28 protein-coding genes and 2 tRNA genes are annotated in these 25615 nt (G+C 33.3%); 18 read left to right on the top strand and 12 right to left on the bottom strand.

Features of this window, described 5'->3' with window-relative positions:
* Nucleotides 1-209 precede the first annotated feature (209 nt).
* The 6 genes from A9CBEGH2_RS05135 (at nucleotide 210) to A9CBEGH2_RS05110 (ending at nucleotide 6086) form a co-directional block, all read left to right on the top strand.
* Nucleotides 210-2066: a beta-glucoside-specific PTS transporter subunit IIABC gene (locus tag A9CBEGH2_RS05135; protein WP_163104389.1), complete on the top strand. Its 1857-nt coding sequence runs from the start codon at nucleotides 210-212 to the stop codon at nucleotides 2064-2066.
* 16 nt (nucleotides 2067-2082) lie between these two features.
* The gene (locus A9CBEGH2_RS05130; protein WP_118277468.1) at nucleotides 2083-3486 is read left to right on the top strand and encodes a glycoside hydrolase family 1 protein; all 1404 of its coding nucleotides are present in this window, start codon (nucleotides 2083-2085) and stop codon (nucleotides 3484-3486) included.
* A 131-nt stretch (nucleotides 3487-3617) separates the two neighbouring features.
* Nucleotides 3618-4499, top strand: coding sequence for a LysR family transcriptional regulator (locus tag A9CBEGH2_RS05125; protein ID WP_163104387.1), 882 nt, complete (start codon nucleotides 3618-3620; stop codon nucleotides 4497-4499).
* 346 nt (nucleotides 4500-4845) lie between these two features.
* Entirely contained in the window at nucleotides 4846-5034 is a 189-nt protein-coding gene (locus tag A9CBEGH2_RS05120) for a hypothetical protein (protein WP_158572262.1), read from the top strand.
* The gene (locus A9CBEGH2_RS05115; protein ID WP_118277467.1) at nucleotides 4976-5458 is read left to right on the top strand and encodes an N-acetylmuramoyl-L-alanine amidase; all 483 of its coding nucleotides are present in this window, start codon (nucleotides 4976-4978) and stop codon (nucleotides 5456-5458) included. Before A9CBEGH2_RS05120 ends, A9CBEGH2_RS05115 begins: the two co-directional genes overlap by 59 nt.
* A 94-nt stretch (nucleotides 5459-5552) precedes the next feature.
* Nucleotides 5553-6086: a dihydrofolate reductase family protein gene (locus A9CBEGH2_RS05110; RefSeq protein ID WP_115715176.1), complete on the top strand. Its 534-nt coding sequence runs from the start codon at nucleotides 5553-5555 to the stop codon at nucleotides 6084-6086.
* Between the two features lie 349 nt (nucleotides 6087-6435).
* Here the strand turns inward: A9CBEGH2_RS05110 and A9CBEGH2_RS05105 are convergent, their stop codons facing one another.
* Complete coding sequence (locus tag A9CBEGH2_RS05105; protein ID WP_115715175.1) at nucleotides 6436-7650, bottom strand: IS256 family transposase; 1215 nt, start codon at nucleotides 7648-7650, stop codon at nucleotides 6436-6438.
* Nucleotides 7651-7817: 167 nt separating this feature from the next.
* Here A9CBEGH2_RS05105 and A9CBEGH2_RS12670 point away from each other — a divergent pair, with 167 nt between their 5' ends.
* Nucleotides 7818-8009: a PH domain-containing protein gene (locus A9CBEGH2_RS12670; protein ID WP_115715174.1), complete on the top strand. Its 192-nt coding sequence runs from the start codon at nucleotides 7818-7820 to the stop codon at nucleotides 8007-8009.
* Here A9CBEGH2_RS12670 and A9CBEGH2_RS05095 read toward each other — a convergent pair.
* Nucleotides 7942-8139, bottom strand: a complete 198-nt coding sequence (locus tag A9CBEGH2_RS05095; RefSeq protein ID WP_163051180.1) for a hypothetical protein — start codon at nucleotides 8137-8139, stop codon at nucleotides 7942-7944. The two genes, A9CBEGH2_RS12670 and A9CBEGH2_RS05095, sit on opposite strands and share 68 nt — an antisense overlap.
* Nucleotides 8140-8313: 174 nt before the next feature.
* Entirely contained in the window at nucleotides 8314-9339 is a 1026-nt protein-coding gene (locus A9CBEGH2_RS05090; protein ID WP_163104385.1) for an Rpn family recombination-promoting nuclease/putative transposase, read from the bottom strand.
* A gap of 361 nt (nucleotides 9340-9700) precedes the next feature.
* Here A9CBEGH2_RS05090 and A9CBEGH2_RS05085 point away from each other — a divergent pair, with 361 nt between their 5' ends.
* The 4 genes from A9CBEGH2_RS05085 to A9CBEGH2_RS05070 are packed head-to-tail and all read left to right on the top strand — an operon-like array spanning nucleotide 9701 to nucleotide 14830.
* Entirely contained in the window at nucleotides 9701-10372 is a 672-nt protein-coding gene (locus tag A9CBEGH2_RS05085) for an ABC transporter ATP-binding protein (protein ID WP_118278007.1), read from the top strand.
* 3 nt (nucleotides 10373-10375) lie between these two features.
* The gene (locus A9CBEGH2_RS05080) at nucleotides 10376-12916 is read left to right on the top strand and encodes an ABC transporter permease (protein ID WP_115715114.1); all 2541 of its coding nucleotides are present in this window, start codon (nucleotides 10376-10378) and stop codon (nucleotides 12914-12916) included.
* A 59-nt stretch (nucleotides 12917-12975) separates the two neighbouring features.
* The gene (locus A9CBEGH2_RS05075) at nucleotides 12976-13638 is read left to right on the top strand and encodes a response regulator transcription factor (protein WP_197739446.1); all 663 of its coding nucleotides are present in this window, start codon (nucleotides 12976-12978) and stop codon (nucleotides 13636-13638) included.
* The gene (locus A9CBEGH2_RS05070) at nucleotides 13619-14830 is read left to right on the top strand and encodes a sensor histidine kinase (protein WP_163104383.1); all 1212 of its coding nucleotides are present in this window, start codon (nucleotides 13619-13621) and stop codon (nucleotides 14828-14830) included. Before A9CBEGH2_RS05075 ends, A9CBEGH2_RS05070 begins: the two co-directional genes overlap by 20 nt.
* Nucleotides 14831-14993: 163 nt before the next feature.
* Here the strand turns inward: A9CBEGH2_RS05070 and A9CBEGH2_RS05065 are convergent, their stop codons facing one another.
* The gene (locus A9CBEGH2_RS05065; RefSeq protein WP_115715112.1) at nucleotides 14994-15674 is read right to left on the bottom strand and encodes a peptidoglycan-binding domain-containing protein; all 681 of its coding nucleotides are present in this window, start codon (nucleotides 15672-15674) and stop codon (nucleotides 14994-14996) included.
* A 557-nt stretch (nucleotides 15675-16231) separates the two neighbouring features.
* On the opposite strand from A9CBEGH2_RS05065, the gene A9CBEGH2_RS05060 reads away from it, so the two are divergent.
* The 5 genes from A9CBEGH2_RS05060 to A9CBEGH2_RS12665 all read left to right on the top strand — a co-directional run bounded on the left by A9CBEGH2_RS05060 (nucleotide 16232) and on the right by A9CBEGH2_RS12665 (nucleotide 19307).
* Nucleotides 16232-17443: a C45 family autoproteolytic acyltransferase/hydrolase gene (locus A9CBEGH2_RS05060; protein WP_163104381.1), complete on the top strand. Its 1212-nt coding sequence runs from the start codon at nucleotides 16232-16234 to the stop codon at nucleotides 17441-17443.
* A gap of 45 nt (nucleotides 17444-17488) precedes the next feature.
* Nucleotides 17489-17740: a 3-isopropylmalate dehydratase small subunit gene (locus A9CBEGH2_RS05055; protein WP_178085857.1), complete on the top strand. Its 252-nt coding sequence runs from the start codon at nucleotides 17489-17491 to the stop codon at nucleotides 17738-17740.
* Nucleotides 17741-18001: 261 nt separating this feature from the next.
* Nucleotides 18002-18538, top strand: a complete 537-nt coding sequence (locus A9CBEGH2_RS05050; RefSeq protein ID WP_163104379.1) for a flavodoxin family protein — start codon at nucleotides 18002-18004, stop codon at nucleotides 18536-18538.
* A gap of 2 nt (nucleotides 18539-18540) precedes the next feature.
* Nucleotides 18541-19071, top strand: coding sequence for a flavodoxin family protein (locus A9CBEGH2_RS05045; protein ID WP_115715108.1), 531 nt, complete (start codon nucleotides 18541-18543; stop codon nucleotides 19069-19071).
* A 155-nt stretch (nucleotides 19072-19226) separates the two neighbouring features.
* Nucleotides 19227-19307 (top strand): hypothetical protein, encoded by an 81-nt coding sequence (locus tag A9CBEGH2_RS12665; RefSeq protein ID WP_408609166.1) that lies wholly within the window; start codon nucleotides 19227-19229, stop codon nucleotides 19305-19307.
* 299 nt (nucleotides 19308-19606) lie between these two features.
* Here the strand turns inward: A9CBEGH2_RS12665 and A9CBEGH2_RS05035 are convergent.
* From A9CBEGH2_RS05035 to A9CBEGH2_RS05010, 6 genes are all read right to left on the bottom strand, one after another.
* Nucleotides 19607-19680, bottom strand: a tRNA-Gly gene (locus A9CBEGH2_RS05035).
* A gap of 23 nt (nucleotides 19681-19703) precedes the next feature.
* Nucleotides 19704-19777: transfer RNA gene (locus tag A9CBEGH2_RS05030), tRNA-Gly, on the bottom strand.
* Nucleotides 19778-19856: 79 nt separating this feature from the next.
* The gene (locus A9CBEGH2_RS05025) at nucleotides 19857-20273 is read right to left on the bottom strand and encodes a DUF2178 domain-containing protein (protein ID WP_115715084.1); all 417 of its coding nucleotides are present in this window, start codon (nucleotides 20271-20273) and stop codon (nucleotides 19857-19859) included.
* 36 nt (nucleotides 20274-20309) lie between these two features.
* Nucleotides 20310-20729, bottom strand: coding sequence for a DUF2178 domain-containing protein (locus tag A9CBEGH2_RS05020; RefSeq protein WP_118277542.1), 420 nt, complete (start codon nucleotides 20727-20729; stop codon nucleotides 20310-20312).
* The gene (locus A9CBEGH2_RS05015; RefSeq protein WP_115715082.1) at nucleotides 20726-20935 is read right to left on the bottom strand and encodes a helix-turn-helix transcriptional regulator; all 210 of its coding nucleotides are present in this window, start codon (nucleotides 20933-20935) and stop codon (nucleotides 20726-20728) included. The genes A9CBEGH2_RS05020 and A9CBEGH2_RS05015 overlap by 4 nt, the downstream gene beginning before the upstream one ends.
* 101 nt (nucleotides 20936-21036) lie before the next feature.
* Nucleotides 21037-21717, bottom strand: a complete 681-nt coding sequence (locus A9CBEGH2_RS05010) for a TIGR00266 family protein (protein WP_115715081.1) — start codon at nucleotides 21715-21717, stop codon at nucleotides 21037-21039.
* A 112-nt stretch (nucleotides 21718-21829) separates the two neighbouring features.
* Between A9CBEGH2_RS05010 and A9CBEGH2_RS12765 the strand changes: the two genes are divergently transcribed.
* Both A9CBEGH2_RS12765 and A9CBEGH2_RS05005 read left to right on the top strand, forming a co-directional pair.
* Nucleotides 21830-22183 carry an aldo/keto reductase gene (locus A9CBEGH2_RS12765; RefSeq protein ID WP_456298105.1) on the top strand — a complete coding sequence of 118 codons (354 nt, stop codon included), beginning with the start codon at nucleotides 21830-21832 and terminating at the stop codon, nucleotides 22181-22183.
* Complete coding sequence (locus A9CBEGH2_RS05005) at nucleotides 22156-22947, top strand: aldo/keto reductase (protein WP_456298104.1); 792 nt, start codon at nucleotides 22156-22158, stop codon at nucleotides 22945-22947. Before A9CBEGH2_RS12765 ends, A9CBEGH2_RS05005 begins: the two co-directional genes overlap by 28 nt.
* A gap of 23 nt (nucleotides 22948-22970) precedes the next feature.
* Here the strand turns inward: A9CBEGH2_RS05005 and feoB are convergent, their stop codons facing one another.
* Nucleotides 22971-25088 (bottom strand): ferrous iron transport protein B, encoded by a 2118-nt coding sequence (feoB, locus tag A9CBEGH2_RS05000; protein WP_118277541.1) that lies wholly within the window; start codon nucleotides 25086-25088, stop codon nucleotides 22971-22973.
* Nucleotides 25075-25317 (bottom strand): FeoA family protein, encoded by a 243-nt coding sequence (locus A9CBEGH2_RS04995; RefSeq protein ID WP_115715078.1) that lies wholly within the window; start codon nucleotides 25315-25317, stop codon nucleotides 25075-25077. Before A9CBEGH2_RS04995 ends, feoB begins: the two co-directional genes overlap by 14 nt.
* Between the last annotated feature and the right edge of the window lie 298 nt (nucleotides 25318-25615).

Below are 25615 nucleotides of genomic sequence, written 5' to 3'. Positions count from 1 at the left end.
CAAGAAAAGTTTCATTAAATTTCATGAATAACAGGAATAATAAATGGGAATGTAAAACTTATTTTCGTAATTCTAAAAACGCTTGAAAGCGCTTTTTGTTACATGTTAAATTATGGGCGTAACAAGAAATAAAAGTAAATTTGTACCGGTCACACAAATTTGTAGTTTGCTTTGTTTCTGGATATTTTGATAAAAATGGAGGAGAAATCATGAGTAAAAAATATGAGGGATTTGCTCAGCAAATCGTTGATAGAGTCGGTGGAAAAGCAAACATCAGTGATGTTTATCATTGTCAAACACGTTTACGTTTTAAATTAGTTGATGAATCCAAGGCGGATCAAAAAGGCTTAGAAGATTTAAATGGTGTCACAAAAGTTTTAATCAATGCAGGTGTTTTTCAGGTTGTTATTGGAACACATGTTGCAGAAGTATTTGAAGAAATTGAAAAATTTGTTGATATCAAATCAAATAAAACACAGCAGGAAAGTGAGAAGAAAGGAATCGTAACTACTGTTATTGATTTTGTTGCAGGTACGTTCCAGCCAATCATTCCAGCCTTATCTGGTGCTGGTATGGTAAAAGCAGTTTTAGCCTTGCTTGTTGTATTCAAGATCATCACAACAGATTCTCAAACATATTATTTATTAAATTTGTTTGCGGATGGGGTCTTCTTCTTTTTGCCAATGTTATTAGCTTTCACAGAAGCTCAAAAATTAAAATGCAATCCAATCTTAGCGGCTGGTGTTGCAGCAATGATGATGCATCCTAACTGGACAGCGTTAGTCACTGCAGGAGAACCTGTCCATTTCTTTGGAGTTATCCCTTTTACATTAGCTACTTATACTTCTAGTGTAATTCCTATTATATTAATTGTTTTTGTTCAGGCTTATGTAGAAAAATTCTTAAATCGCTGGATACCAAAATCAGTGAATTTAGTATTTGTACCAATGTGTACCTTCCTGATCATGGGTACATTGGCATTCTCTGTATTAGGTCCTATTGGAAGTGTACTGGGTGGTTATCTGGCAACCTTCTTTGAATTTTTAAGTACAAATGCCAGCTGGGCACCAGCTGTATTAATTGGGGGATTCTTGCCAATTATGGTTATGTTTGGACTTCACAATGGGGTTGCACCTCTTGGTGTTATGCAGATGTCAAATCTTGGCTATGACAGCATCTTTGGTCCAGGCTGTGTTTGTTCCAACATGGCACAGGCTACCGCAGGTCTTGTTGTTGCGCTGCGAACAAGAGATAAAAATACTCGTCAAACTGCAGCATCTGGTTCTATCACCGCTTATATGGGAATTACAGAGCCAATTTTATATGGGGTGAATCTGCCAAAGAAATATCCATTGATTTCTGCCATGATTGGTGGAGGACTTGGTGGTTTATATGCAGGGTTAACACAGACACACCGTTTTGCGACTGGATCTTCTGGCTTGCCGGCTGTATTGCTTTACATTGGTGATAACTCTATGACTTGTTTTATCAATATTATCATTGCTATCGCCATTAGTATCATCGCAACCGCAATTATCACTTTTGTATTAAGTTTACGTTTTGAAAAGAAAGACAGCGATACTGCTGAAGAGAAAGAAATAACAACAGCTGATGAAAAAATCATCATGGCACCAGTAGCTGGTAAAGTGTTACATTTGAGTGAGGCAGATGATGAAGTGTTCGCATCCAAAGCATTGGGGGATGGCGTTGTTATTGAACCAAGTGATGGAGTAGCTGTAGCTCCATTTGATGGAACCATCGTAACATTATTCCCTACCAAACATGCGATTGGTTTGGTTTCACCAAACGGGGCAGAAGTACTTATACATATTGGAATTAATACGGTGGAATTAAATGGGCAATATTTTGAATCCTTTGTAAAACAGGGAGAACAGATAAAAGCAGGTCAAAAACTGGTGACATTTGAACCTGAGAAAATAAAAGATGCTGGATACGCAACGCAAGTCATGGTGGTTGTAACAAATACTGCATCCTATCAGAAGATTACTGCTCTTCATGAAGGCGATATTAAAAATGGAGAACAGTTGTTGAAGCTGAAAGCATAAATAAGGAGGAATTCATATGTTCTATAAACAATTAAAAGCATTTCCAGAAGGTTTCTTATGGGGAGCTTCCACATCTGCGTATCAGGTAGAAGGTGCATATAAGGAAGATGGAAAAGGTTTATCCGTTCAAGACTTGCATGAACCAAAAGATATTGCGGATTTCAAGGTTGCCAGTGATCATTATCATCACATGAAAGAAGATGTGAAACTTATGGCAGAGATGGGAATGAAAGCATATCGATTTTCAATTGCCTGGACACGTATTCTTCCTGATGGAGATGGAGAAGTTAATGAAAAAGGCATTCAGTTTTATAATGAATTGATTGATGAACTGGTTTCTTATGGAATTGAACCAGTGGTAACCATGTATCACTTTGATCTGCCATTGAAATTGCATGAAAAAGGCGGATGGTGCAGCCGCAATACCATTGATGCATTTGTAAAATATGCAAAGATACTATTTGAAACCTATGGGGACAGAGTAAAATATTGGCTAACCATCAATGAACAAAATGTTATGATCAATCATCCGAATGCGATGAATCCAGGCCGTATTCCTACAAAAAAGGAATTGTACCAGCAATGCCACAATATGTTTGTGGCAGCCGCAAAAGCAACCATTCTATGTCATGAAATGGTAAGCAATGGAAAAATTGGTCCAGCGCCTAACATTACGGCGATTTATCCTGAAAAATGCAATCCGGCAGATGTGATTGCGGCAGATAATTGGGAAAGTATTCGCTGCTGGCTGTATTTAGATGTTGCGGTTCATGGCAGATATAATTCCATTGCCTGGGTATATATGGAAGAAAAAGGCTATACACCAGTGATAGAAGATGGAGATATGGAAATCATTGCGAAAGCAAAACCAGATTTTATAGGGGTAAATTACTATGCAACAGCAACGGTCAGTGAAGCTCGAAATGATGGGACCGATTGTCAGCCAAGAAATGGAGATCAGCAGGTCATGATTGGTGAAGAAGGTGTCTACAGAGCAGCGAAAAATAATTATTTAGAAGAAACACAATTTGGCTGGCTGATTGATTCTATTGGAATGCGTGTTACTTTGCGTCGTATTTATGATCGCTATCATTTGCCAATGTTAATCACAGAAAATGGGTTAGGCGCAAAAGATAAACTTACAGAAGATGGTTGCGTTCATGATCCTTATCGCATTGATTATTTAAAACGTCATTTTCATCAGGCACAGCTTGCGATTAGCGATGGTGTGGAATTGATAGGATATTGTCCATGGTCTTTTATAGATCTAGTTAGTACACATCAGGGATATGGAAAACGATATGGTTTTGTATATGTGAATCGTGATGAAAAAGATTTAAAGAACATGGCTCGTATAAAAAAAGACAGTTTTTACTGGTATCAGGAAGTTATTAAAAACAACGGTTTAAGTGAAGAATAAAAACAGGGCAGTAATCTAGTGGTTACTGCCTTATACTTTAAAGGCATGATAAGAAATGGTTTATAGGTATTAGACATTTTCCTTTTCTTCTTTTATTATATAAAGAGAATACAATAAAAGAGGTGAATTCTATGTTTGAACTTCGTGTATTGCAATATTTTCTAACGGTTGCAAGAGAACAAAATATTACAAAAGCTGCAGAAGCCCTGCATATTACACAGCCCACTTTGTCAAGACAGCTGATGCAGATGGAAAAAGAACTCGGTAAACAACTGCTGGTTAGAGGAACCCATCGCATTGAATTGACAAGTGAAGGAATGCTGTTAAGAAGAAGAGCGGAAGAACTTTTGGATCTAGCTAATAAAACCGAAAAAGAAATAATGGAAGATACAGAAAATATTTCAGGAGAGATATTTATTGGAAGTGGAGAAATGGAAGCTTTTCGTCTGCTGGCATCTGTGATGAAAGATTTTTCTCAAAAATACCCAGGAGTTAAGTTTAATGTTTTTAGCGGTACTGCAGATGATATCAAAGAAAGGATTAACAATGGATTGATTGACATAGCCTTGTTAAGTGTACCTGTTGAAATCAGTAACTTTGAATTTATTCGTATGAAGGAAAAAGACAGATGGGGAATTGTCATGCCAATCCATGATCCATTAGCAAGCAAAGAAGTGATTACACAAGAAGATTTAATTGGGAAAAAAATTATTGGTTCTAGTCGAAAACTTGTAAAAGAAGAAATTGAAAACTGGTTTGGGGATACGTATGATAAGCTTGATGAAGTAGCAACAATTAATTTGTTTCATAATGCCATAACGATGATTGAAGAAGGGTTAGGATATGGAATTACTTTAGAAAGTCTTATTACAGCAAATAATCGTAATGTATGTTTTCGTCCTTTTTCACCTGTCTTAGAAACAGGAAGTGTTTTGGTTTGGAAAAAACATCAAAACTTTTCTACTGCAACTGCAAAATTTATAGAGATGTTGAAACATGCTTTTAAAGTATAATGAAGGATAGAAAAAGAGTATTAGATTAAAAAATAATAATTAAAATGGGAATGTAGATAAATCACTATCTGCATTCTCATTTTTTACATAAGTGGAAGCGTTAAATGATAAAACAGAGGTTACGATGGATGCTTTCAGTTACGAAGTGATGGGAATTGAACAATAGAAAAGGGTGATAAATGTGAAATGTATTAAAACAAGACGTATCTCTATAAAGTTTCGCATTGTCATAGGGGTGCTTGTTGTCCTATGTATTGTGTTTACAACAGATGTATATAGAAAAACAAAGGTTGCAGTATCAAGGTGAATGATCAAGCATTGTTTACTACACAGAAGGACAAAGAACTTGAAAGAAGAGGTATCTGTGTATGAGGATACAGTTGTTTTAGATGCTGGAGATGGGGCAATGTATGCTGGAAGTCGCAGTGAAAATCAGGTGTATGAAAAACATATGAATTTATCTATAACAAAAATGATTGGGGGGGGACTACTTAACAAAGCGAGAAATTCATGTAGTATATACCAGAGAAGATGATAATATTACATTTACAAGTCAAGTAAAGGATTTGAAAAGAAGAATTAAAGTAGCTGAACGTGCAGATGCCGATTACTTTATATCAATTCATATGAATTCCAGTAAGTATAATGATGGAGCCTCTGGATTTGAAATATATACGGATAATAGAAACAAGGATATCGCTGCTTTGGTAAAGAAAATTGAAAGTAGTTTAACATCGTTAAATTATACAAAAAACAGGGGGATAAAAAATACAAGAGAAAGTGGGCAATTATATGTTATTGATAACAACCCTGTTCCATCTATGCTTATTGATGCTGGTTTTATTAGTGATCCTAATGATTTTACATATCTAAATAGTCGGAAAGGACAAAAAGAAGTTAGTGAAGCGATAGGTTTTGGTCTTTTACAACATCTTGAAGACAAGAATAACAAGAGTTGAAAAGAAAGGTTAATCACTTTTCTCTTTAAACGATTAATGATATACTTAAGTACAAGTTTTGCTAGAGTGGGTTAATAAGAAACAGAGGTAGGTTATGAGAAAAGTTACATTATTTATCGCAATGAGTTTAGATGGATATATTGCAGATCAGCAAGGTGGAGTAGATTGGCTGCAAGGAGAATCATCGAATAAAGATGATATGATTTCCTATTATGAATTTATAAAGAATATAGATAGTGTTATCATGGGGTGGACAACATATCATCAACTAATCAGCGAAATCTCACCGAATGAATGGATGTATGCAGATTTGAACAGTTACATTATTACATCAAAGCAAAAAGAATCTCATGATAACATCAAGTTTGTTTCGAAAAGTCCTGTAAAACTTGTAGATGATTTGTTGCAGGAAGAAGGAAAAGGAATCTGGATATGCGGTGGGGCAAACATAGCACAGCAGCTAATGAATGCAGATAAGATCGATCAATATTATATATCGGTAATTCCAATATTATTAGGAAAAGGTATTCGTCTTTTTGAAAACATAGATATTAACCAAAAACTGACATTAAAAGCTACGAAAAATTATAATGGTATCGTAGATTTGATATATGAAAGAAGAACATAAGCTTTTCTAAAATATGATCATGATAAGAAAGAATAGTATGATTAAAGAAATGTTGAAAGAAGAAAAGATGTTAATGATAAAATATGTAGATTCTTGATAAAATATATTTATAAATATTGTTTGTTTTGTTACATAATAAAACATAGAAGATGAGAAGATGGAAAGATTTCAAGGGAAGAATGCTTGGTGGTTTCTGCGAGAATGTGAAATATCATGTGTAAGTAATTTTTGACATAGTTCGATTTGTGAAAGTCGAATATTGTCTATGCATCTTTGTTTTTATCTATTAGTCAGTATACCCAATTATTTGGATTTTATACTGACTTTTTATAATTTAATTATTACAATCCTATGCTTGTATTCCATCCATTATCATTAGCTGATTCTGTATTATGTCCCAGTTACGACATCTTTGGGTCCATCTGCTGCTCAGATTTTGTATTGCCAGATACAGCATTTTTCTCAAGCTATCATCATTTGGAAATACATTCTTCGTTTTTGTTACTTTTCTAAATTGTCGATTTAATCCTTCAATTGCATTTGTTGTGTATATGATTTTTCTGATTTCCACCGGATAATCAAAATACGTGCTTAGTATGTCCCAGTTATCTTCCCAGCTATGTACAGCCATTGGATAGTATTTGCCCCATTTTTCTTTGAAAATTCCTAACTGACCGATTGCTTGTTCTTCCGTATTTGCCTGATATACCATCTTCAGATCTTTCATGAATTCCTTGATGTGCTTATAGCTTACAAAGCGAGTACTGTTGCGAATCTGGTGGATGATACAGCGCTGTATTCTTGCTTTTGGATATACAGCTGTGATTGCTTCTCTAAACCCTGCAAGTCCATCTACACAGAATAGAGAAACATTCTGTACCCCTCTGCTCTTCAGCTCATTTAATACTCCCATCCAGTATTTAGCGGATTCACTTGCACCTACCCACAATCCCAGTACTTCCTTGATTCCTTCATTGTTGATTCCTAAAATGACATAAGCTGCTTTTGTTACTATCTGGTGATCTTCACGTATCTTATAATGAATGGCATCCATAAAAACAAAAGGATAATATGCCTCTAAAGGTCGGTTCTGCCATTGCGTCACTTCAGGAAGAATACGTTCACTTATCTTGCTTACCAGGCCCTCTGAAATTTCTACATCATAGAGACCTTTGATTTGTTCCTTGATATCACGGGTTGACATACCAGCAGCATAAAGAGATAAAATACGATCTTCTATGCCGTCTGTATTGCGTTGATATTTACTGATAATCTGAGGTTCAAATTCACCGTTGCGATCTCTTGGAACGTTGATTTCCACTTCGCCTAACTGCGTCTTCATCGTCCTTTTAACAGAGCCATTACGATAGTTTTTTTCTCCTTCATCATTTCTTCTTTCCGCATGATTATAACCCAAATGCTGATCCATTTCAGCCTGCAGAGTTTGTTCCAAAACATCTGCAAACATTCCTTTCATACAGTTCATAATATCTTGAGTAGATGTAAACTTTTGCTCATTAACCAGATCCCTGATTTGTTTTGTCGAAATAAAAGATGTGTTCATGTTGATTTCCTCCTTGTAAGTTTGTTTTACTTTCACATTCTTACCTGTTTTCAACTATTTACACATCTTTTTTTATATTCCCGTTTCTGCTTTTGTTTAGGGTGTATAACGTTATTCCTCTTGTCTTATTTCTTAATAATGAAAAACTTTATAGCTGATGTTTTCTTGTGATTTGGGCTATCTACTATGTGGTTTATATTATTTGGATTTCTGTTTTATTTAGAAAGTATGTTGAACTGTATGATGAAGGTTTTAATTTCTATTATGGATTTAGCAAGACGCTTATTTATATTAAAGATATAAAGAAAATTGAAAAGAGCAAGTCCTTTGCTGTTTCTTCAGTGAATTCATTAGATTGAATTTACATTGATACAATGCAGGCTGAAGCATTGCTTCAAACACAGGTTCAAAAATATCTTTAAAGGCATCTTGTATATCTTCTTCGTTACGAGGTTGATATTCATCAATGATTGCTTTGGCGATTGCCATGCTTGCTTTATTATGTTGCCATAATTTCTGTGCTCATAATCCTTTCGTTTAGTGTATTGCTCAATAAAGTAAAAATAAAGTGCATAAGTGATATTACCAATAACTTACACACTTTATTTTACACTTTCAAAAAAAGGAGCTAGATAGTCTCTACAAGGCTATTTCGATGTAATTCTAATGTAGAAGGATTCCTGTTAGTTCTTCTATTTCTTTTGTAGAATATCCTTTTTCCTTCATTTTCTCTGCTATTTCTATTTTTTCATTTTCTCTTCCTTCAAGAATACCTTCAGCCTTTCCTTTTGTTTCACCTTCTGTTTTTTCTTTTAGTTTTAATCTTTCAATTGCTTCTTCAGGTGCAAGATTTTCTTCTCCTTCTTTTCTTACTCCCATCATGTTGATAATATCATTTCTTATTTTTTCTTCCCACTGTTTCGTTGCTTCACACATATTAAGTACCTCCTCTTCTTTATGTTCTTCCGCATACTTTATGATTTCTTCATTTTCTGTTATAACTCCTGCCAGCTTTATGACATCTTTTTTTACATACACATCTGCACATTCTTTTTTCATCTCTTCTATCTGTTTTCTGTAGATGTGCTGGATCATATAAACAAGCCTGCTTACATCCTCGTTTCGAAATGCATGTTCACTTGACCGTATTTCCAGCAGATTCATTGAATAGTCGCTGAAGCTTTTCTCCATCCATTTTGGCATATCCACCATCATATCTTTCAGTCTTCTTGGTCCATCCCATGGCTTTTCCCCATAATATACTACCAAGGTAAATACAGGATGGATTCTTTCTTCTTTTCGCATTCCTGACAGGAATTCATCCCTGTTTGCATAAACTGCATTCTTTTTGTTTTCTCTTTTCTTCTTTGCACATTCTTCACGATACCCTAAGGCATCATACATCATTACCCGCAAAGGCATCCCATAATGGATATGGCTTTGATTTTCCAGCAGGAAGATAGCATATTCACTGTCCCCTGCAAACTTTCTAATTAGATCTGCCCTTCTTTCAACAAAGACATCTTCCTTCTTTTTTGTCTGAATGTTTCCTGACAGATTGCTGTCTGCCTCCATCAGTTTTTCAGGAAGAATGACCTGTTTTCCATCGTATAAGACCGTGTTGAATAAATCCGCAAAACGCCTGTTGTCCTTCCAGAAATCTCTGGATAAAATATCCAGATTTGACATACGCATCACCTATTTCCTTTCTTTTTTACGATATCGGAAAGATGATACATATTCATCTTCATTATAAAAATATGAATATTGTTTGTCTATACCGATATCGTGATATACAAGGTATACATTACCCTGTTCACTAACTTATACGAAACAAACAGGTAAAAATACAAAAAAACATAGAAAAAATCATAAAAAAAGTAGAAAAGAAGATATTTTTGTTGAAATTGCTTGAAAAAATAAAAGGGGCAGGAATGTAATAGTGTTTGCTGTATAATTTACTATGTAAAACATAAATAATATGAATAGTCACTTAGCTGTCACATAAAGTTGTTATAATCTATCCGAAAATCAAAGAAAGGAAGTTTTTATGGAAATTTTAAAAGTGGAAAATTTATCAAAAGTATATGGAAAAGACAGCACTAAAGTAGTGGCTTTAGACAATGTTTCTTTTTCTGTTGAAAAAGGGGAGTTTGTAGCTGTGGTAGGCGCTTCAGGTTCAGGAAAATCGACACTGTTACATTTACTTGGAGGAGTCGATAAGCCAACAAGTGGTAAAGTCTTTATTTCAGGGAAAGACATTTATAGTTTTAATGACGACAAACTTGCTATATTTAGAAGAAGGCAAGTTGGTTTAATTTATCAGTTTTATAATTTAATACCAATTTTAAATGTAGTAGAAAATATGACGCTTCCTCTAGATTTAGATGGTAGAAAAGTTGATGAAAAAGAGCTAAATGAACTCATCAAACATTTAGGCTTAGAAAACAGAAAAACACATTTACCAAATGAATTGTCTGGAGGTCAGCAACAAAGAGCATCCATTGGTCGTGCATTGGTTACACATCCATCTGTTATATTGGCAGATGAGCCTACAGGAAATCTTGATTCAAAATCTAGTGATGAAATCTTAATGTTATTAAAAAAATCAAATAAAGATTATAAGCAAACGATTATTATGATTACACATGATATGGAGATTGCTAAATGTGCCGATCGAATTATTCAAATTGAAGATGGAAGAATTGTGAAGGAGTTATAGTGCATGAAAACTCTAAACAAGATATCTTATAAGAATATAAAGTTAAATAAAAAAAGAACGATTGGTACTATTGTTGGAATTGTATTGGCTGTATCCTTGCTATGTGCAGTCGCAACATTAGCAGTAAGTTTTCGACAAACGTTAATAGATGCTACCATTGCAGATACGGGTTATACACATTTAAAAATTAAAAATGCTACAGATGAAAATATAAAGATATTTAAACAAAACAGAGATATCAAAGACGTAAATGTTATCAATGATGCAGGATATGCAAAACTAGATACAGTATTTCGTAAAGATAAACCTTATGCACATATATATTCTTTAGATAAACAGTCTTTTAAGAATATGGGACTTACATTGCTTAAGGGAACATATCCTAAAGATGATACAGAAATCGTTGTAAGTGAAGATGTTGCTTCTATCTATAAAATAGGAGATAAGATTACGTTATCTATTGGAAATCGTTATGCTGGAAATGAAGTTATTCCATCTGGATATGAATATGAACCATTAGAATGGATGTATGATGCTAATGGGGTGCGCAAGATTTTTGAAGAAACAATTAAAACAGACATGAAAAAAGAGTTTACCATTGTAGGAATTATGTCCAATAATGATCAGGCATTAAGACCCCTTGCATATAAGAATGATGCGGGATATTCTTTTGTTACAAATGGAATACAAACGAATCAGCACGTTGCTTGTATTTCATTAAATGATCCTATAAATTATAAAGAATCTATAAGTCAAATATTAGGATTTGATTTAGACAAAGAATATGAATATATAGGTAAAACGCCTTTTGAATATGAAGTTAATTATGAGCTGTTAAGATGGGAAATTTTTGCATTTTCAGATTCAACGATTACAATGTTTTATGCTGTTATTAGCATTATAATAGCGATTATCATTACAACAAGTGTATTCTGCATTCGAAACTCCTTTGTAATTTCTACTACTGAAAAGATTCAAATGTATGGAATGCTGGCAAGTATAGGTGCAACCAAAAAACAAATTAAAAGAAGTGTATTGTTTGAAGGGGTATTATTAGGACTTATTGGAATACCTATTGGCGTTATAGGTGGCATAAGTGCAGTTTATGTTTTACTAAACATCGTGAATCAGCTTTTAGAGGGATATATCTTTTCAAGTGGAATATCGTTTTCAGTTTCCTATCTATCTATTATAATTTCTATTTTATTAGGAATTGTTACCATTTATTTTTCTGCTATTTCATCAGCTAGAAAAGTAGCGAAAGTAAGTCCAATGGAACAGTTAAGAGGAAACACAGAAATAAAAATAAATGCAAAGAAATTAAAGACACCGAAGATTATTAAAACAGTATTTAAAACAGGTGGGGTTCTGGCATATAAAAATTTAAAAAGAAGTAAAAAGAAATATAGAACAACGATTATTTCCTTAACCATTAGTATTTTCACTTTTATTTCTATGTCAGGCTTTATATCTGAAACTTTAAAAATAAGTGCTAAGAAATACGCGTATGGTTATAATATTTCTGTAGAGGCTAGTGATAGTAACCAGGACTTTATTGATAATATCCTGCAATTGGAAGATATAGAAAGCTATTCATTGTTATTTTTGGCAGAAGATGTTTTAGAAGTATCGGATGATCATAAAATGAAGGAATTTATGAAACCATATATGTCGGAAACAACAGATGAAAATGGTAAAAAAACAAATTCTTACCCTTTCACGATTGCATTGCTGGATCATACTTCTTTTGTAAGATATGCAGATCAATTGAATCTAAAATATGAAGATATAAAGAAGAAAGCGATTCTTTGGGATAGACAGATGTGTGATGATTCTGCAGAATGCAGAGGATTTGATTATCAAAAAGGAGATAAGATAAAAGGAACATATTTAGGAAAGCCTATGCAGATAGAAATAGCACATGCTACTATGATTCCACCAAAAGGTCTTGAGTCTACTTATACTACGTATGTAATTTTAGAAAGACAGCAGTTTCCATCTATAAACACAATATATTCGCAAATCGTATTACAATCAAAAAACACACAAAAAACAGTAGAGGAAATTAAAGAAATAAATGATAGCTTTATAATTGTAAATTTAGAAGAAACTATGAAAAATGAAAAAATATTAGGTTTTGTTGCCTGTGTTTTCTTATATGGTTTTATAGGTGTTATTACTTTGATTGGGGTAACGAATATTTTTAATACAATTACTTCAAATTTGGAATTACGTCAAAAAGAATTCGCAATGATGAAAAGCATTGGTATGACGAAAAAGGAATTTAACAGAATGATAAATTTGGAAACTTTATTCTATTGTTCAAAATCATTATTCTTTGGGATTTTGTTAGGGGTACTGGGTTCTTTTGCAATTCATAAAGCTTTTTCTATAAAATTTGATAATGCATTTGAACTTCCTGTTTTATCAATTCTTTTATCCATAATATTTGTATATGTTCTAGTGTATATCATCATGAAATACTCTATGAATAAGATTAATAAGCAAAATATTATGGAAACTATACGAAAATATAATATTTAAAAAGGGACGAAAAAAGTCCCTTTCTGATGATATAATGTAGGAACAAGGATGTGAATATATTGGATATTTTATTAGTAGAAGATAATAAGGCAATTTCAAAAGGATTAGAGTATTCTCTTTTTAAAAATGATTATCATTGTATTGTAAAACATGATGTTATAAATGCAACGTCTTTTTTAAGAAATAATAAAGTTGATTTAATCATTCTTGATATTTCACTTCCAGATGGAAATGGTTTTGACTTATACCAAAGCGTAATCAGTGAATTAGAAATACCGACAATTTTTCTTACCGCAAAAGATAGTGAAGATGATGTGGTATTAGGCTTAGAATTAGGTGCAGAAGATTATATTACAAAACCATTTTCTACAAAAGAATTGATTGCCAGAGTGAATAAAATCTTATTAAGAAAAAAGAAGAATTTCATTGTACAGGTATGTGATATTTCATTTGATTTGGACAAGATGGAAGTTTATAAAAGTGGTAAGCCAATCCCTTTAACAAGTTTAGAATTGAAAATTTTAGCACTTTTATTTTCTAATTTGAATAAAGTAGTGACAAGAAATTATATACTTGAAAAAATATGGGAATGGACAGGTAATGATGTAAATGATAATACGGTTACGGTGTATATGAAAAGAATAAGACAAAAATTAGGTCTTGATATCATTATTACAATAAAGGGAATAGGATATAGAATCGATGAAGTTAAAACATTATAAAAAAACATGGTTAAAGATAACCACGCTGTTAATTTTATTATTTACATGTGCTTCTGCCTTGTTTTGCGTTTACCAGTATCGTATTTACACGCAAAACAATAATCAGAAAATGAGCCAGATTATTTCTATACTGCAAGAAAAATATCCAGAAGTAACGGATTTAGAAGTCATCGAAATATTAAATAATACAGAAGCAGGGAATTATGAAGGTTTATTGAAATTTGGGATTGATCCGAATAAAGACTCCCTGGTTTTAAAAAATGAAGAAAGCTTTAAATTATTTTTAGGTATCACAGTTTTTTTAAATATCACCATGTTTGGAATTTTGCTTTGTTATTTTTTAACGTATGAAAAAAATAAAGATAAAAGAATTCATGATATCACAAGATACATAGAAGAGATCAATAAGCATAATTATGAAATTGATATGGAAGAAAATGAAGAAGATGAACTCTCTATTTTAAAAAATGAGGTGTATAAAACGACAATTATGTTGAAAGAATCTTCAGAAAACTCGTTGTTAGATAAAATAAATTTAAAAAATTCTTTGTCTGATATTTCGCATCAGTTAAAAACACCGTTAACATCAATGATGATCATGCTGGATGCAATCATAGATGATTCGGATATGGATGAAACGATCAAAAAAGAATTTATACAGGATATAAAAAGAGAAATAATGAATATGAATTTCTTAATTCAGTCGTTATTAAAGTTATCTAAGTTTGATGCAAATGTCATACATTTTATGACAGAACAAGTGAAAGTTAAAGACATCATTTGTACATCTTTAAAAAATGTAGCTGCTTTATGTGATTTAAAAAATATTAAAGTTCTTGTGAATGGGGATGAAAGAGATACGATTCAATGTGATTTTAAATGGCAGGTAGAAGCGATTACGAATATAGTGAAAAACTGTGTAGAACATTCTTTTGATGATTCTGTTATTGAGATTTCTTATGGAAATGAAAAAATTTATTCTTATATTGTGATTGAAGATCATGGAACTGGTATTTCTAAAGAAGAATTAAAACATATCTTTGAAAGATTTTATAAAGGAAAACATTCTTCTAAAGATAGCGTTGGTATTGGTTTATCTCTTGCCAAGAAAATCATTGAACAAAATAATGGAACTATTTCAGTTGAATCTAAGGTTCATAAGGGTACTAGATTTACAATTAAATACTTCTAATTTTGTAAAAATTGAATACGTATACTGCGTGCATGTTTCTATGGACGATATGTTTAAGTTTAAAATAGTATAAAAAACCATCATGGATATTCTATCGTGATGGTTTTTCGCAATTTTTACTTTGTTAAACTTTCAAACCTAACATGTCTGTTTAAGGTGTTAGTTAAGGATCTATAACCGATGGAGTTCTTCCGATACCAACAGCTTCATTTACAAGTCTTGTCCATGTTTGACAACCACATACCCCATCAGCCACCAATCCATTGTTTCTTTGGAAAGAAGTTAATGCAGAACGCGTATTAGCACCAAAGATGCCATCTAATGTACGAGTACTAAACCCTAAAGCATTTAACGCATCTTGTAATACAAGCACATAGATTCCTTTACTTCCACTTCTTACAACAGGGTAACCAGCACTGCATGCCGGAGGACCATAGCGTTTGTCAAAGTGGACCCATGTTGGTGTCATATATTGTGGTTCCACATAAGACCATACACCTAGATCATACGCAACATTCCAAATACGATTTCTTTGTGATTGACTTAAACTTTGTCCTACATCAAAAGATACACCTGCATAGTGTTGTGACTGTCTTCCATGTCCTCCTTCCCAAATGCGTTTAAATGCATAACGGAAAGGAATAGGGGAACCATAGGTTCTTCTTGTGGCATTCCATGCTTCCATGGCAGCGTTTGTAGTCCATAATACAGAAGAGCGAGAAGAACCACGAAATTCTTTAACACGCATGGTATTTCCATACACATAAGGCATGGTATCATCTTCACTGCGATAATACGTTTCAAGCGTATTTTCATAAACATTATCAACTATAATTTTTGTCATACTATACCTCCTTCTATTCATAGAATATGCATTGAACGAAAGTATGTATAGGGTAATCTTAAAAAAAACAGAGTGCGAGATATTAATTTCTGTGTGATGAGAAAGATAGGATACGGTTTATAATATGGATGAAAAAAGTAACGATAGGTTAGTGTGAAATTTATTGGGATGAACTATATTTTGGATTATCCATTTCATGTACTGATGCCACTTTTCATGTTACTAAATATAGTAATTTTGCTTTTTAACTCACTTTTAGGTAGTGGAAATAAAAATATGTAAACGTCCTAAATTATATAAAAAACATAGGTGGTAGAGATATCAAAATCTCTGCTTTTTTATACCTTAAAAAATATATGTTTTTAATTCTATATAATTTTTGAGTATATAAATAAAAATAGAAAATGTGTGGTTCTGTTTAAGGGGTTTCTTTATTGAAATTGATTGAGTTTTCGCATAATAAAATATAGTAAGAATGGTATAAAGATGTTGACAACTCAACATCATAACTGTATAATTGCGATGTTGACTTGTCAACATTTTGAGTGGAGGTAATTATGAAACAAATACGAATTAAAAAAATTTTAAAAATAACTGGGATAGTTGTATTAATTATGGTGATTTTGATTGCAGGATGTATTTATGGTCTTTGGCATAATGAAATCAGTACACTATCCAGTATTGAAATGCTTCGTGATCGCAATGATGAGCATTCTGATGGTGCAATTTATCGAATGAATGTTAAGGGGGATTTTTATCTTGATGATTTTGTAGAACAAGGTGGAGTTTCCAATGATGGTGAATTGATTCAATTCGTAACAGATCATTTAACGAAGGGAATCATTCCGATTCATATGAGTGCACCTGAAATAGGCTGTTCTTCTTTTAGCGCGAAAACAAAAGATGGGGATATGCTGTTTGCACGTAATTACGATTTTTCTAAAACAAATACGATGCTGGTGTTTACCGAAAAAAATAAAGGAAGACATGCATCAATTTCTACAGTGGATCTTCAGTTTTTAGGGATTGATGTTGATCAGAATATGAATGGTTTAATGGATAAGGTAATTAGTTTAGCTTCTACTTATGCTCCTTTGGATGGTATTAATGATGCAGGTGTTAGCTGTGGGATCTATATGACATATCAGGGAGGAGATAAAACAATCGCTACCGATCAAAATACGGATAAACCAGACTTTACCTCAACGACATTGTTACGTTTGATTTTGGATTATGCGGATAGCGTGGAGGAAGCTGTTGAAATTGCATCTTCTTACGATCTTCATGATTCAGCATCTACTTCTTACCACTATATGGTGGCGGATAGTACAGGGAAAAGTGCTATTTTGGAGTGGACAGGGAAAAATGATGCCAGCGACAATGATGGTTCACAAAGAACACTGAAAGTCATTTATAATGATCAGGATGAATATATTGGAAAGAAAGAAGCAAACAGTGATTATCAGGTAGTTACAAACTTTGTTCTTCAGCCTGGGTATTATGAAGCATCAAATATAAAAGAAAAGAAAGGTGCCGATCGATACGATCGCATTTATGAAGAATTGGAAAAAAGAAATGGAATTGTAGCTGATGAAAATGAAGCTATGAATATTTTAAGTATTGTAGGAAGACGCAGCTGGAACAATGATGATAAAAATTCTCTTACAGTACACAGTGTAGTTTATAATTTAACGGATAAAACAGTAACATGGGTAGGTAACGAAAATTACAGTGATCCTGATGCCGTTTATACGTTTTCACTTGAATAAAAAAACAGAAGGGAACTATGGAAATAAGATCTATATGGCAAAGCTATGGCAGGAAAAGCGTTGTGTCTGCCACAAACAATTATCCACACAGGAGAGCTTGTTTTATACTGTGCCTGCTCCATGAATCGTCAGCCATCTTGTCTTTTATTTTCTAATACGATTGATTCTTTGGTAGCTGTCTGGCTGGAAGATATATCGATGCCTGTTATTGATTGTCTGGAAGATGAGTTTTTGACTTATGTAAAAGATGGAATGGAAATTACTGTCAAAGAAGATGGGGTAGTTTGTGTACAGTAATTTTCAAATGATTTTTAATAACAGAAAAAAATCATGAAATAAAAAAGTAGTTCCTGTTTTATGAAATATATAAAGAAATGAATGGAATCGTCGTTTTGGCGGTTCTTTTTGATATGCTTATAAAAAGAGTGTAGTTTAATTATTTTAAACTCTGTACAAGGTAACGAGAAACTCATAAAGTTCTTAACCTAAACCAAGGTTTAGGTACTATTCTAATAAATAGGTAGTACAAGATGATTATCTTGTGAAAGAGAGGTATATATGAAAAATGTTTTAGTTATCAGTACAAGTTTAAGAGATATGAGCAATTCTGAAAGATTGGCAGATGCTTTTATAGAAGGTATTAAAGCAGCGCATCATATCGTTGAAAAAGTAACTTTAAAAGAGAAGGCAATTTCATTTTGCAAGGGATGTTTGGCTTGTCAGAAAACACAAAAGTGTGTGATAAAGGATGATGCTGCTGCAATTGTAGAAAAAATGAAAAATGCAGATGTTTTAGTATTTGCAACCCCAATTTATTACTATGAAATGAGTGGGCAATTAAAGACTTTGCTGGATCGTGCAAATCCTTTATATACATCAGATTATGCATTTCGAGAAGTTTATTTATTGACAACGGCTGCAGAAGATGAAATTTCTGTGCCTGAAAAAGCAACTAGTGGCTTAATGGGATGGATCGACTGTTTTGAAAAGGCAAAACTTGCTGGTACAGTATTTGCCGGTGGAGTCAATGATATGGGGGATATAAGTGGACATTGTGCTTTAGAAAAAGCCTATCAGACAGGAAAAGGAATCTAAGTATGAAAATTTTGATACTCAATGGAAGCCCTCGTCCTGATGGAAATACCGTCGCCATGATCAAAGCTTATGCAGAGGGTGCAAAGGAGGCAGGACATAGTATTCAAATCGTAGATGTATGTAGAAAGAACATTAGAGGCTGTCTTGCCTGTGAATATTGCCATACCAAAGGGAATGGAAAGTGCATTCAGCAGGATGATATGCAGGAAGTATATCCTTTGCTGGAAGAAGCGGAGATGATTGTATTAGCTTCATCAATTTACTACCATAGCTTTACAGGGCAGCTCCAATGTGCCATTAATCGTATTTATGCATTAGATAAACCAAAAAAACTTAGAAAAGCAGCATTGCTTTTGTCTTCTGATAGTGATCTGGTTTACAGTGGTGCGATTTTCGAATACCAGAATTCCTTTCTGCAGTATTTGCATCTTGAAGATTGTGGCATGTTTGCGGCTCATGATGAAGAAAATAAGTCAGAATTATTGTTAACAAAATTAAAAGAAGCAGGAAGAAAACTAATATCTATTCAGTAGAATTTGCATGGAAATGCAGAAACCTTGATCTTCAGAAATGTAGCCAAGGAGAATACTTAGGCGGGTATTCTGAAAATTAAAAATGGGTACGTTGCAGAATCATAGGCACGTAGCCATTATGCTATTTTAAAAACTTAGTTTTGGAAGATTGTGCCATGAAATTAACGGATTTGGCTTTTGAGGTAAGTGATGTTCATACGATGGATTTAAATGAAATAGATAGTATCAAAATCTAAAGTCAGGGACAATCAAGGTAAAGGGTGTAAAATAGATTATTTTTGATAATGAGAAAGTAAATAGAGATGATACTCTTATTAATAAAATGAAAAAAGTATGAAAAAGTGAATAAGTGCCTAAAATAAACAGAGATTTGAATATGAGTGTACAACTTAAATCTCTGTTTTTTAATTTTTGTTTAGAATTTTTTTGTGTTATGGGTAATAGTGTTCACTTCGAAATTAGAATGGATAACGAATAGGAAACACAGGGATTTAAAATATAAAAAAAACAGACATCTGTCTGCAAACAATTCATATGGAGCGGGTGATGAGAATCGAACTCACGTAGTCAGCTTGGAAGGCTGAAGTTCTACCATTGAACTACACCCGCAAATTTACTGCATAAACGATTAATGGAGCGGGTGATGAGAATCGAACTCACGTAGTCAGCTTGGAAGGCTGAAGTTCTACCATTGAACTACACCCGCATAACCGTTTGCAGTAGTTATATTACACTATAACATACAATAATGCAAGACTTTTTTTAAATAAATGTATTCTTCAGGATTATTTAAGACTTTTATCGTAATATGCTTCTGTTATCATGATAATTATATATTCAAAAATTCCAACACTAAATAATGTAATGCTTATAATTTCCTTGTCTAAAACAAAGGTAATAAATCCTGCAAATATAATGCAGCAAAGAGATATTCTTAATGCAGTGTAAGCAGCTTTTTGATGAATAAATTCCATGCGTTCATCTTTTTGTTCTGCAAAAAATCGATACATATCATTATTATTTTTTAGATGCCTTTTAAAATGGATAAATCGAAGTCCAACCAAAAACAATAAAGTTACACCAATTGGAAGAAGAAAAGAATGAGGCTGGTAGAAAAAACTCAGGATGATAAGAAGTAAGGATAGGAAAAACTCTAGGTATAGTAAGAACTTATATTTTTTTTCTTCTTTTTCTGTTTGCATAAATGATGCCTCCTTATTTATTATAACTTTAAATGATCAGTTCTTTTTATGATAATAAAAGTGCAATAGGATATAAATAAGAAGCTGAATCAATAAGATAAAAGATAAGATAAAGCTAATATCTTTTCTTCCCATAAGATCCATGATAAAACAGATGATGGTAATTAGAATGATGCCGGCGGCAAAAGCAAATTGAGAGGCTCGTTTATCAATGCTTTGATTTCTTTCATCGTTCGCTTCAATTTTTAATTCGCGTGCAAGTGTTGTATTTTTTGATGCCTGTTTAAGTTTTTTAAAGCGAGGAAGCAGTGCGATAAAACCTCCTGCTCCAGCCATAAAAAGACTTGTATGCTGAAACCATAAAAGAGCGGAAAGCATAAGACAAATGCTGAGAGCAAGAAAGAAATATGTTTCTTTTAACTGTCTTTTTACGTATTCGTGTTCATTTGCTTTCATAATGATTCCTCCTCTTCATCAAATAGAAACACTTCCTCAATTGTTGTATGAAAAATCTTTGAGATTCTATGGGCAAGGTGAATGGAAGGGTCATATTTTCCTTTCTCTAAGGAAATGATTGTCTGTCGGCTTACATAACATTTGTTAGCCAGCTCTTCCTGTGTGATGTTGAATTGAGAACGAAATTCTTTCATTCGATTGTTCATAGGATGTAAAGCCTCCTTTACACTTACAGTATAGCATAAATATCCAAGAAGTAAAGTTGACTTTACGTATTCAGGTAAAAAAACAGGTGCTTTTACACCTGTTAGTTACTGCTTGGAATAACTTTGATAATGCGATCTGCCAATACATTAAATGGCATGGTTTGAAGATAAACTTTTCCAGGCCCACTTAAGGTTGCCAGGAAAAATCCTTCTCCTGATAAAAATTTGTTTTTAATTCCTTTTACGGTTGTGATATCAAACTGTACACTGGTTTCAAATAATGCAATGTATCCCTGATCAACGCGTAAAGTTTCACCTGGCTCAAGTGTTTTTTCTATAACATCTCCATCAATTTCCAAGAAGACAGTTCCATGTCCACTTACTTTTTGTAAGATAAATCCCTCTCCTCCAAAAAATCCACTTCCTAAACGTTTATGGAAATAAGGTTCTAACTGAATCGTATCTTCCGCAGCAAGAAAAGCATTTTTCTGAATGATAAAATTTTGCCCTTCCTGAAGTTCGATAGGTAAAATTTTCCCTGGAAAGCTGGAACCAAAGGCTATTTCTGCATTATCTTTTGTACTTTGATAGGTAGTTAGGAAAATGGATTCTCCAGCCATTGCACGTCCTAATCCTTTTAAAAAACCGCCTCTTGTATTCGAATCCATGATGAAATTTTCATCCATCCAGCTCATTCCACCAGATTCTGTAAACATTTTTTCATGATTATCTAAATGACATACAACAACAGGCAATTGCCCTCCTTTAATTTCATATTTCATAGTATGTTTCCTCCTTGTTTTCAGTATAACAGATACTTCTAGACTTGTGTTAAAAATTCGCTTTTTTTTATACTTGATAAAGTATATAATTAAGAAAAAGAGGAGGGATAACATGGAGTATAGAAAGATGAAAAATGGGTATCAGCCATCACTTTTAGGCTTTGGCTGTATGCGTTTTCCATTGAATGATGATGGAAATATTAACGAAGAAGAAGCAGAGAATATGATAGATAGGGCAATACAGCAGGGGGTTACTTATATTGATACCGCATTTCCTTATCATAATGGGGATAGTGAGCCTTTTGTAGGAAGGGTATTAAAGAAATATGATCGTTCCAGCTTTTCTTTGGCAACAAAACTGCCTTTATGGAAGATAGAAACATTAGAAGATGTAAAAAAGATGTTTGAAATCAATTGCAGCGTTTGGATGTTGACTATGTGGATTTTTATCTGCTTCATGCTTTAGATAAAGAAAAATGGGAGAAAGCGAAACGATTAGGGGTTATAGAGTATTGTGAGCAGTTAAAAAAAGAAGGGAAAATCCGCAATTTTGGTTTTTCCTTTCATGATGCATATGATGTTTTTGAAGAAATCATAAAATATAGAGATTGGGATTTTTGCCAGATTCAATATAACTATGTGGATAGAAGGATACAGGCTGGTGATCAGGGTTATGAACTGGCTGCATCTTTAAAAATCCCAATGGTGATAATGGAACCTGTAAAAGGGGGTTCTTTAGCAAAACTTCCGGAAGATATTGCACAGCCCTTAAAAGCCTATGCTCCAGATAAAAGTATTTCTTCCTGGGCACTTCGCTGGGTAGGAAGTCATGCCAATGTTAAGGTTATTTTAAGTGGTATGTCTACAATGGAACAGGTAGAAGATAATATAAAGACGTTTGCAAATTTTCAACCACTAAATGAAACCGAAAGAGAATTGATGGAAAGTACCGCAAAACAGATTCTTGATAGAACAAGAAATGGGTGTACAGGCTGTGCATATTGTATGCCTTGTCCTTTTGGAGTTGATATTCCAAGAAACTTTAAAATTTGGAATGAGTATGCAAAGTATGGAAATGAAGACCTTACAAGAAAACAATATGATTCTTTAAAAGAAGAAGAAAAAGCATCAAATTGTAAAAAGTGCGGTAAGTGTGAAACATTATGTCCACAGGCAATTTCCATTCGAAAAAATTTAGAAGAAGTCAAAGAAGAAATGAATAGGTTATAAACACGTCCGTTAGGATGTGTTTTTTAAATCATTATGGAAAGAAGTATAGAGATACCATGGATAGTAGTACAAAGAAAGATACCAATAAGTGTTGGAAGTATAAAAGCAAAACATGTCCACTTCCAGCTAAGTGTTTCTTTATAGATTGTTTGAAGCGTTGTTGCACAAGGAAAATGAAAAATTATAAACACAATAGTACATAGGGCAGTTGTAATCGTCCATCCATTGTTAATAAATAATTCTTTTATAAAGGTTAGATTTTGGATATCAAGCATTGTTCCATTTGCCATATAGGACATAATGATAATAGGAATTACAATTTCATTGGCAGGAAAACCAAGTAGAAACGCAAGAAGGATTACACCATCCAATCCCATAAAGATTCCAATTGGATTAAGAAAGGAAGATATGTGGGCAAGCAAGGTCATATCCTGAAATTCAATATTGGCAAGAAGCCAGATAATAGCCCCGGCTGGGATTGCGGATTTTACTGCTCTTCCTAATACAAAGATTGTTCGATCAAATATAGAACGTACGATTACTTTTGATATTTCCGGTTTTCGATAAGGTGGAAGTTCTAAGGTAAAACTGGAAGGAATTCCTTTTAATATTGTTTTCGATAACAGGTAAGATACAAGAAAGGTTAAGAATATACTGAAAAGGATGAAAATGGTAAGGAGAAAAGCAGATAGGAAGGTATTTAATGGAGGTAAGATAGTTTGTGTAAAGAACATTGCAAGAATGCTTAGCAAAGCTGGAAATCTTCCATTGCATGGCATGAATACATTTGTGAAAATGGCAATTAGTCTTTCTCTTGGACTATCTATGATACGAGAAGTAGCAACACCTACCGCATTGCATCCAAATCCCATTGCCATTGTAAGTGCCTGTTTTCCACAGGTGTGAGATCTTTGAAAATAACCATCTAAGTTAAACGCAATTCTAGGAAGATAGCCAATATCTTCTAATAGGCTGAATAAGGGAAAAAAGATAGCCATAGGAGGAAGCATAACGGAAATTACCCATCCACATGTTTTTAAAATTCCATCTAAAAGAAGTCCACTTAAAAAGGGATGAACATTCCATTTAGAAAACAAAAGATGTCCCTGCATTTCCAAGTTTACAAAGAATTCACTTAAATAAGCGCTTGGAATATTTGCAAGTGATAACGTAATCCAGAAAATACCAAACAATATGATTAACATCAAGAAAATTCCACTTTTTTTTCCACAGACAAATTTATCAATACGAAGATCTTTCTTTTGCATAGAGGTGTCTGTCTGTATACATGCTGTGCATAACTGCATGAGATGTGTATTTAATGCAGTTAGAATATGATCTTCAAAATTTTGATATATATGCAGCTGTTTTAGATGTTGTATTTCATGAACTATGAGTGGTTTTATTTCTTCTTTATTTTCAATCTCTGCATAAAAAGGTGCAGAGTCTACAGAAGGATCTAATAATTTTAAAGCTAAAAATCTTCTGTTATGGCGAGGTGCCACAATGTTTTTCGATAAACGCTTTAAACTTTCTTCCAGTTCTTCTTCATAGGAAAAAGGGAAACTTTGTTCTTTAAAAGACCGATGTACTTCTCGATAAATGGCTTGTTTTAAATCTTCATAATCTTCTTTGTTTCTAGCGCACATAGAAACAATAGATATATTTAATTGTTTTTTTAGGCTTTCAATATCAATTTTTATCTTTTTTTTCTTTGCCTCATCCATCATATTCAAGACGACAACGACTTTGTTTGTGATTTCCAGTGCCTGTAAAACAAGATTTAAATTTCTTTCTAAACAGGTAGCATCACAAACGACAACACAAGCATCACATGCATGAAAGCAAACGTAGTTTCTAGCGACTTCCTCTTCGGCAGAATGTGCGAATAAAGAATAAGTGCCTGGCAAATCTACAAGCTCATAACAGCGATTTTTACAATAGTATTTTCCTTTGGCAAGAGCAACCGTTTTTCCAGGCCAGTTTCCTGTATGCTGGTGCATTTTACATAAATGATTAAATAGGGTACTTTTTCCAACATTGGGATTTCCTAAAAGTGCTACACGATAGCAATGCTGTTCTTTTTCATACAACTGATTGATTTCATCGTTTATTTTTAATAGTTTTTCAAACACTTCCATCCCTCTTTTCTTCTACCATAATGCACATAGCATCCTGTTTTCTTAAAGCAATCACACAGCCTTTCACCTTAAAAGCTCTCATATTTTTGCTTATACTTTCCATAAGAGGCATAATTTCACTTCCGATGGTAAAACCTAAATCCATTAGTCGTCTTTTCATTGCGGTATGGTGATGAATTTCTTTTACATATACACATTGATAAAAGGGAATTTCATATAAGTTTTTCATAAAAATCCTCCTATTTTCAGAATATGGATGCAGGAAAATCTGGTATAGGAAAATATCATAAAAAATTGCATCTTGTATTTTAAAACAAGATTCGCTATAATGATTAAGAATACGTTGATAAGGACAAGTAGCAGATGCCCTATATGCAAGAGAGAGAAGATAACAGCTGAAAGTCTTCTTCATACTAGAGTCTGTGAATTCACCTTGGAGTGGGTGTAATGAGCCCCCGTTGTTGCATGACGGTTATAGTATGCAAATGGTAAGTAAGTGTGTCGCAAGATGAAACAGGATGGTACCG

The organism is Amedibacterium intestinale (genome assembly GCF_010537335.1).
Taxonomy (GTDB): Bacteria; Bacillota_I; Bacilli_A; order Erysipelotrichales; family Erysipelotrichaceae; genus Amedibacterium; species Amedibacterium intestinale.
The sequence above is the reverse complement of the archived record's forward strand: the minus strand, read 5'-3'. Positions and strand labels throughout refer to the sequence as shown.

Bases quoted from the DNA above. Each gene is read 5' to 3' on its own strand.
- A9CBEGH2_RS05135 (WP_163104389.1), top strand. From the start codon at position 210: ATGAGTAAAAAATATGAGGGATTTGCTCAGCAAATCGTTGATAGAGTC.
- A9CBEGH2_RS05130 (WP_118277468.1), top strand. From the start codon at position 2,083: ATGTTCTATAAACAATTAAAAGCATTTCCAGAAGGTTTCTTATGGGGA.
- A9CBEGH2_RS05125 (WP_163104387.1), top strand. From the start codon at position 3,618: ATGTTTGAACTTCGTGTATTGCAATATTTTCTAACGGTTGCAAGAGAA.
- A9CBEGH2_RS05110 (WP_115715176.1), top strand. From the start codon at position 5,553: ATGAGAAAAGTTACATTATTTATCGCAATGAGTTTAGATGGATATATT.
- A9CBEGH2_RS05105 (WP_115715175.1), bottom strand. From the start codon at position 7,650: ATGAACACATCTTTTATTTCGACAAAACAAATCAGGGATCTGGTTAAT.
- A9CBEGH2_RS05095 (WP_163051180.1), bottom strand. From the start codon at position 8,139: ATGGCAATCGCCAAAGCAATCATTGATGAATATCAACCTCGTAACGAA.
- A9CBEGH2_RS05090 (WP_163104385.1), bottom strand. From the start codon at position 9,339: ATGTCAAATCTGGATATTTTATCCAGAGATTTCTGGAAGGACAACAGG.
- A9CBEGH2_RS05085 (WP_118278007.1), top strand. From the start codon at position 9,701: ATGGAAATTTTAAAAGTGGAAAATTTATCAAAAGTATATGGAAAAGAC.
- A9CBEGH2_RS05080 (WP_115715114.1), top strand. From the start codon at position 10,376: ATGAAAACTCTAAACAAGATATCTTATAAGAATATAAAGTTAAATAAA.
- A9CBEGH2_RS05070 (WP_163104383.1), top strand. From the start codon at position 13,619: ATGAAGTTAAAACATTATAAAAAAACATGGTTAAAGATAACCACGCTG.
- A9CBEGH2_RS05065 (WP_115715112.1), bottom strand. From the start codon at position 15,674: ATGACAAAAATTATAGTTGATAATGTTTATGAAAATACGCTTGAAACG.
- A9CBEGH2_RS05060 (WP_163104381.1), top strand. From the start codon at position 16,232: ATGAAACAAATACGAATTAAAAAAATTTTAAAAATAACTGGGATAGTT.
- A9CBEGH2_RS05055 (WP_178085857.1), top strand. From the start codon at position 17,489: ATGGCAGGAAAAGCGTTGTGTCTGCCACAAACAATTATCCACACAGGA.
- A9CBEGH2_RS05050 (WP_163104379.1), top strand. From the start codon at position 18,002: ATGAAAAATGTTTTAGTTATCAGTACAAGTTTAAGAGATATGAGCAAT.
- A9CBEGH2_RS05045 (WP_115715108.1), top strand. From the start codon at position 18,541: ATGAAAATTTTGATACTCAATGGAAGCCCTCGTCCTGATGGAAATACC.
- A9CBEGH2_RS12665 (WP_408609166.1), top strand. From the start codon at position 19,227: ATGAAATTAACGGATTTGGCTTTTGAGGTAAGTGATGTTCATACGATG.
- A9CBEGH2_RS05025 (WP_115715084.1), bottom strand. From the start codon at position 20,273: ATGCAAACAGAAAAAGAAGAAAAAAAATATAAGTTCTTACTATACCTA.
- A9CBEGH2_RS05020 (WP_118277542.1), bottom strand. From the start codon at position 20,729: ATGAAAGCAAATGAACACGAATACGTAAAAAGACAGTTAAAAGAAACA.
- A9CBEGH2_RS05015 (WP_115715082.1), bottom strand. From the start codon at position 20,935: ATGAACAATCGAATGAAAGAATTTCGTTCTCAATTCAACATCACACAG.
- A9CBEGH2_RS05010 (WP_115715081.1), bottom strand. From the start codon at position 21,717: ATGAAATATGAAATTAAAGGAGGGCAATTGCCTGTTGTTGTATGTCAT.
- A9CBEGH2_RS12765 (WP_456298105.1), top strand. From the start codon at position 21,830: ATGGAGTATAGAAAGATGAAAAATGGGTATCAGCCATCACTTTTAGGC.
- feoB (WP_118277541.1), bottom strand. From the start codon at position 25,088: ATGGAAGTGTTTGAAAAACTATTAAAAATAAACGATGAAATCAATCAG.
- A9CBEGH2_RS04995 (WP_115715078.1), bottom strand. From the start codon at position 25,317: ATGAAAAACTTATATGAAATTCCCTTTTATCAATGTGTATATGTAAAA.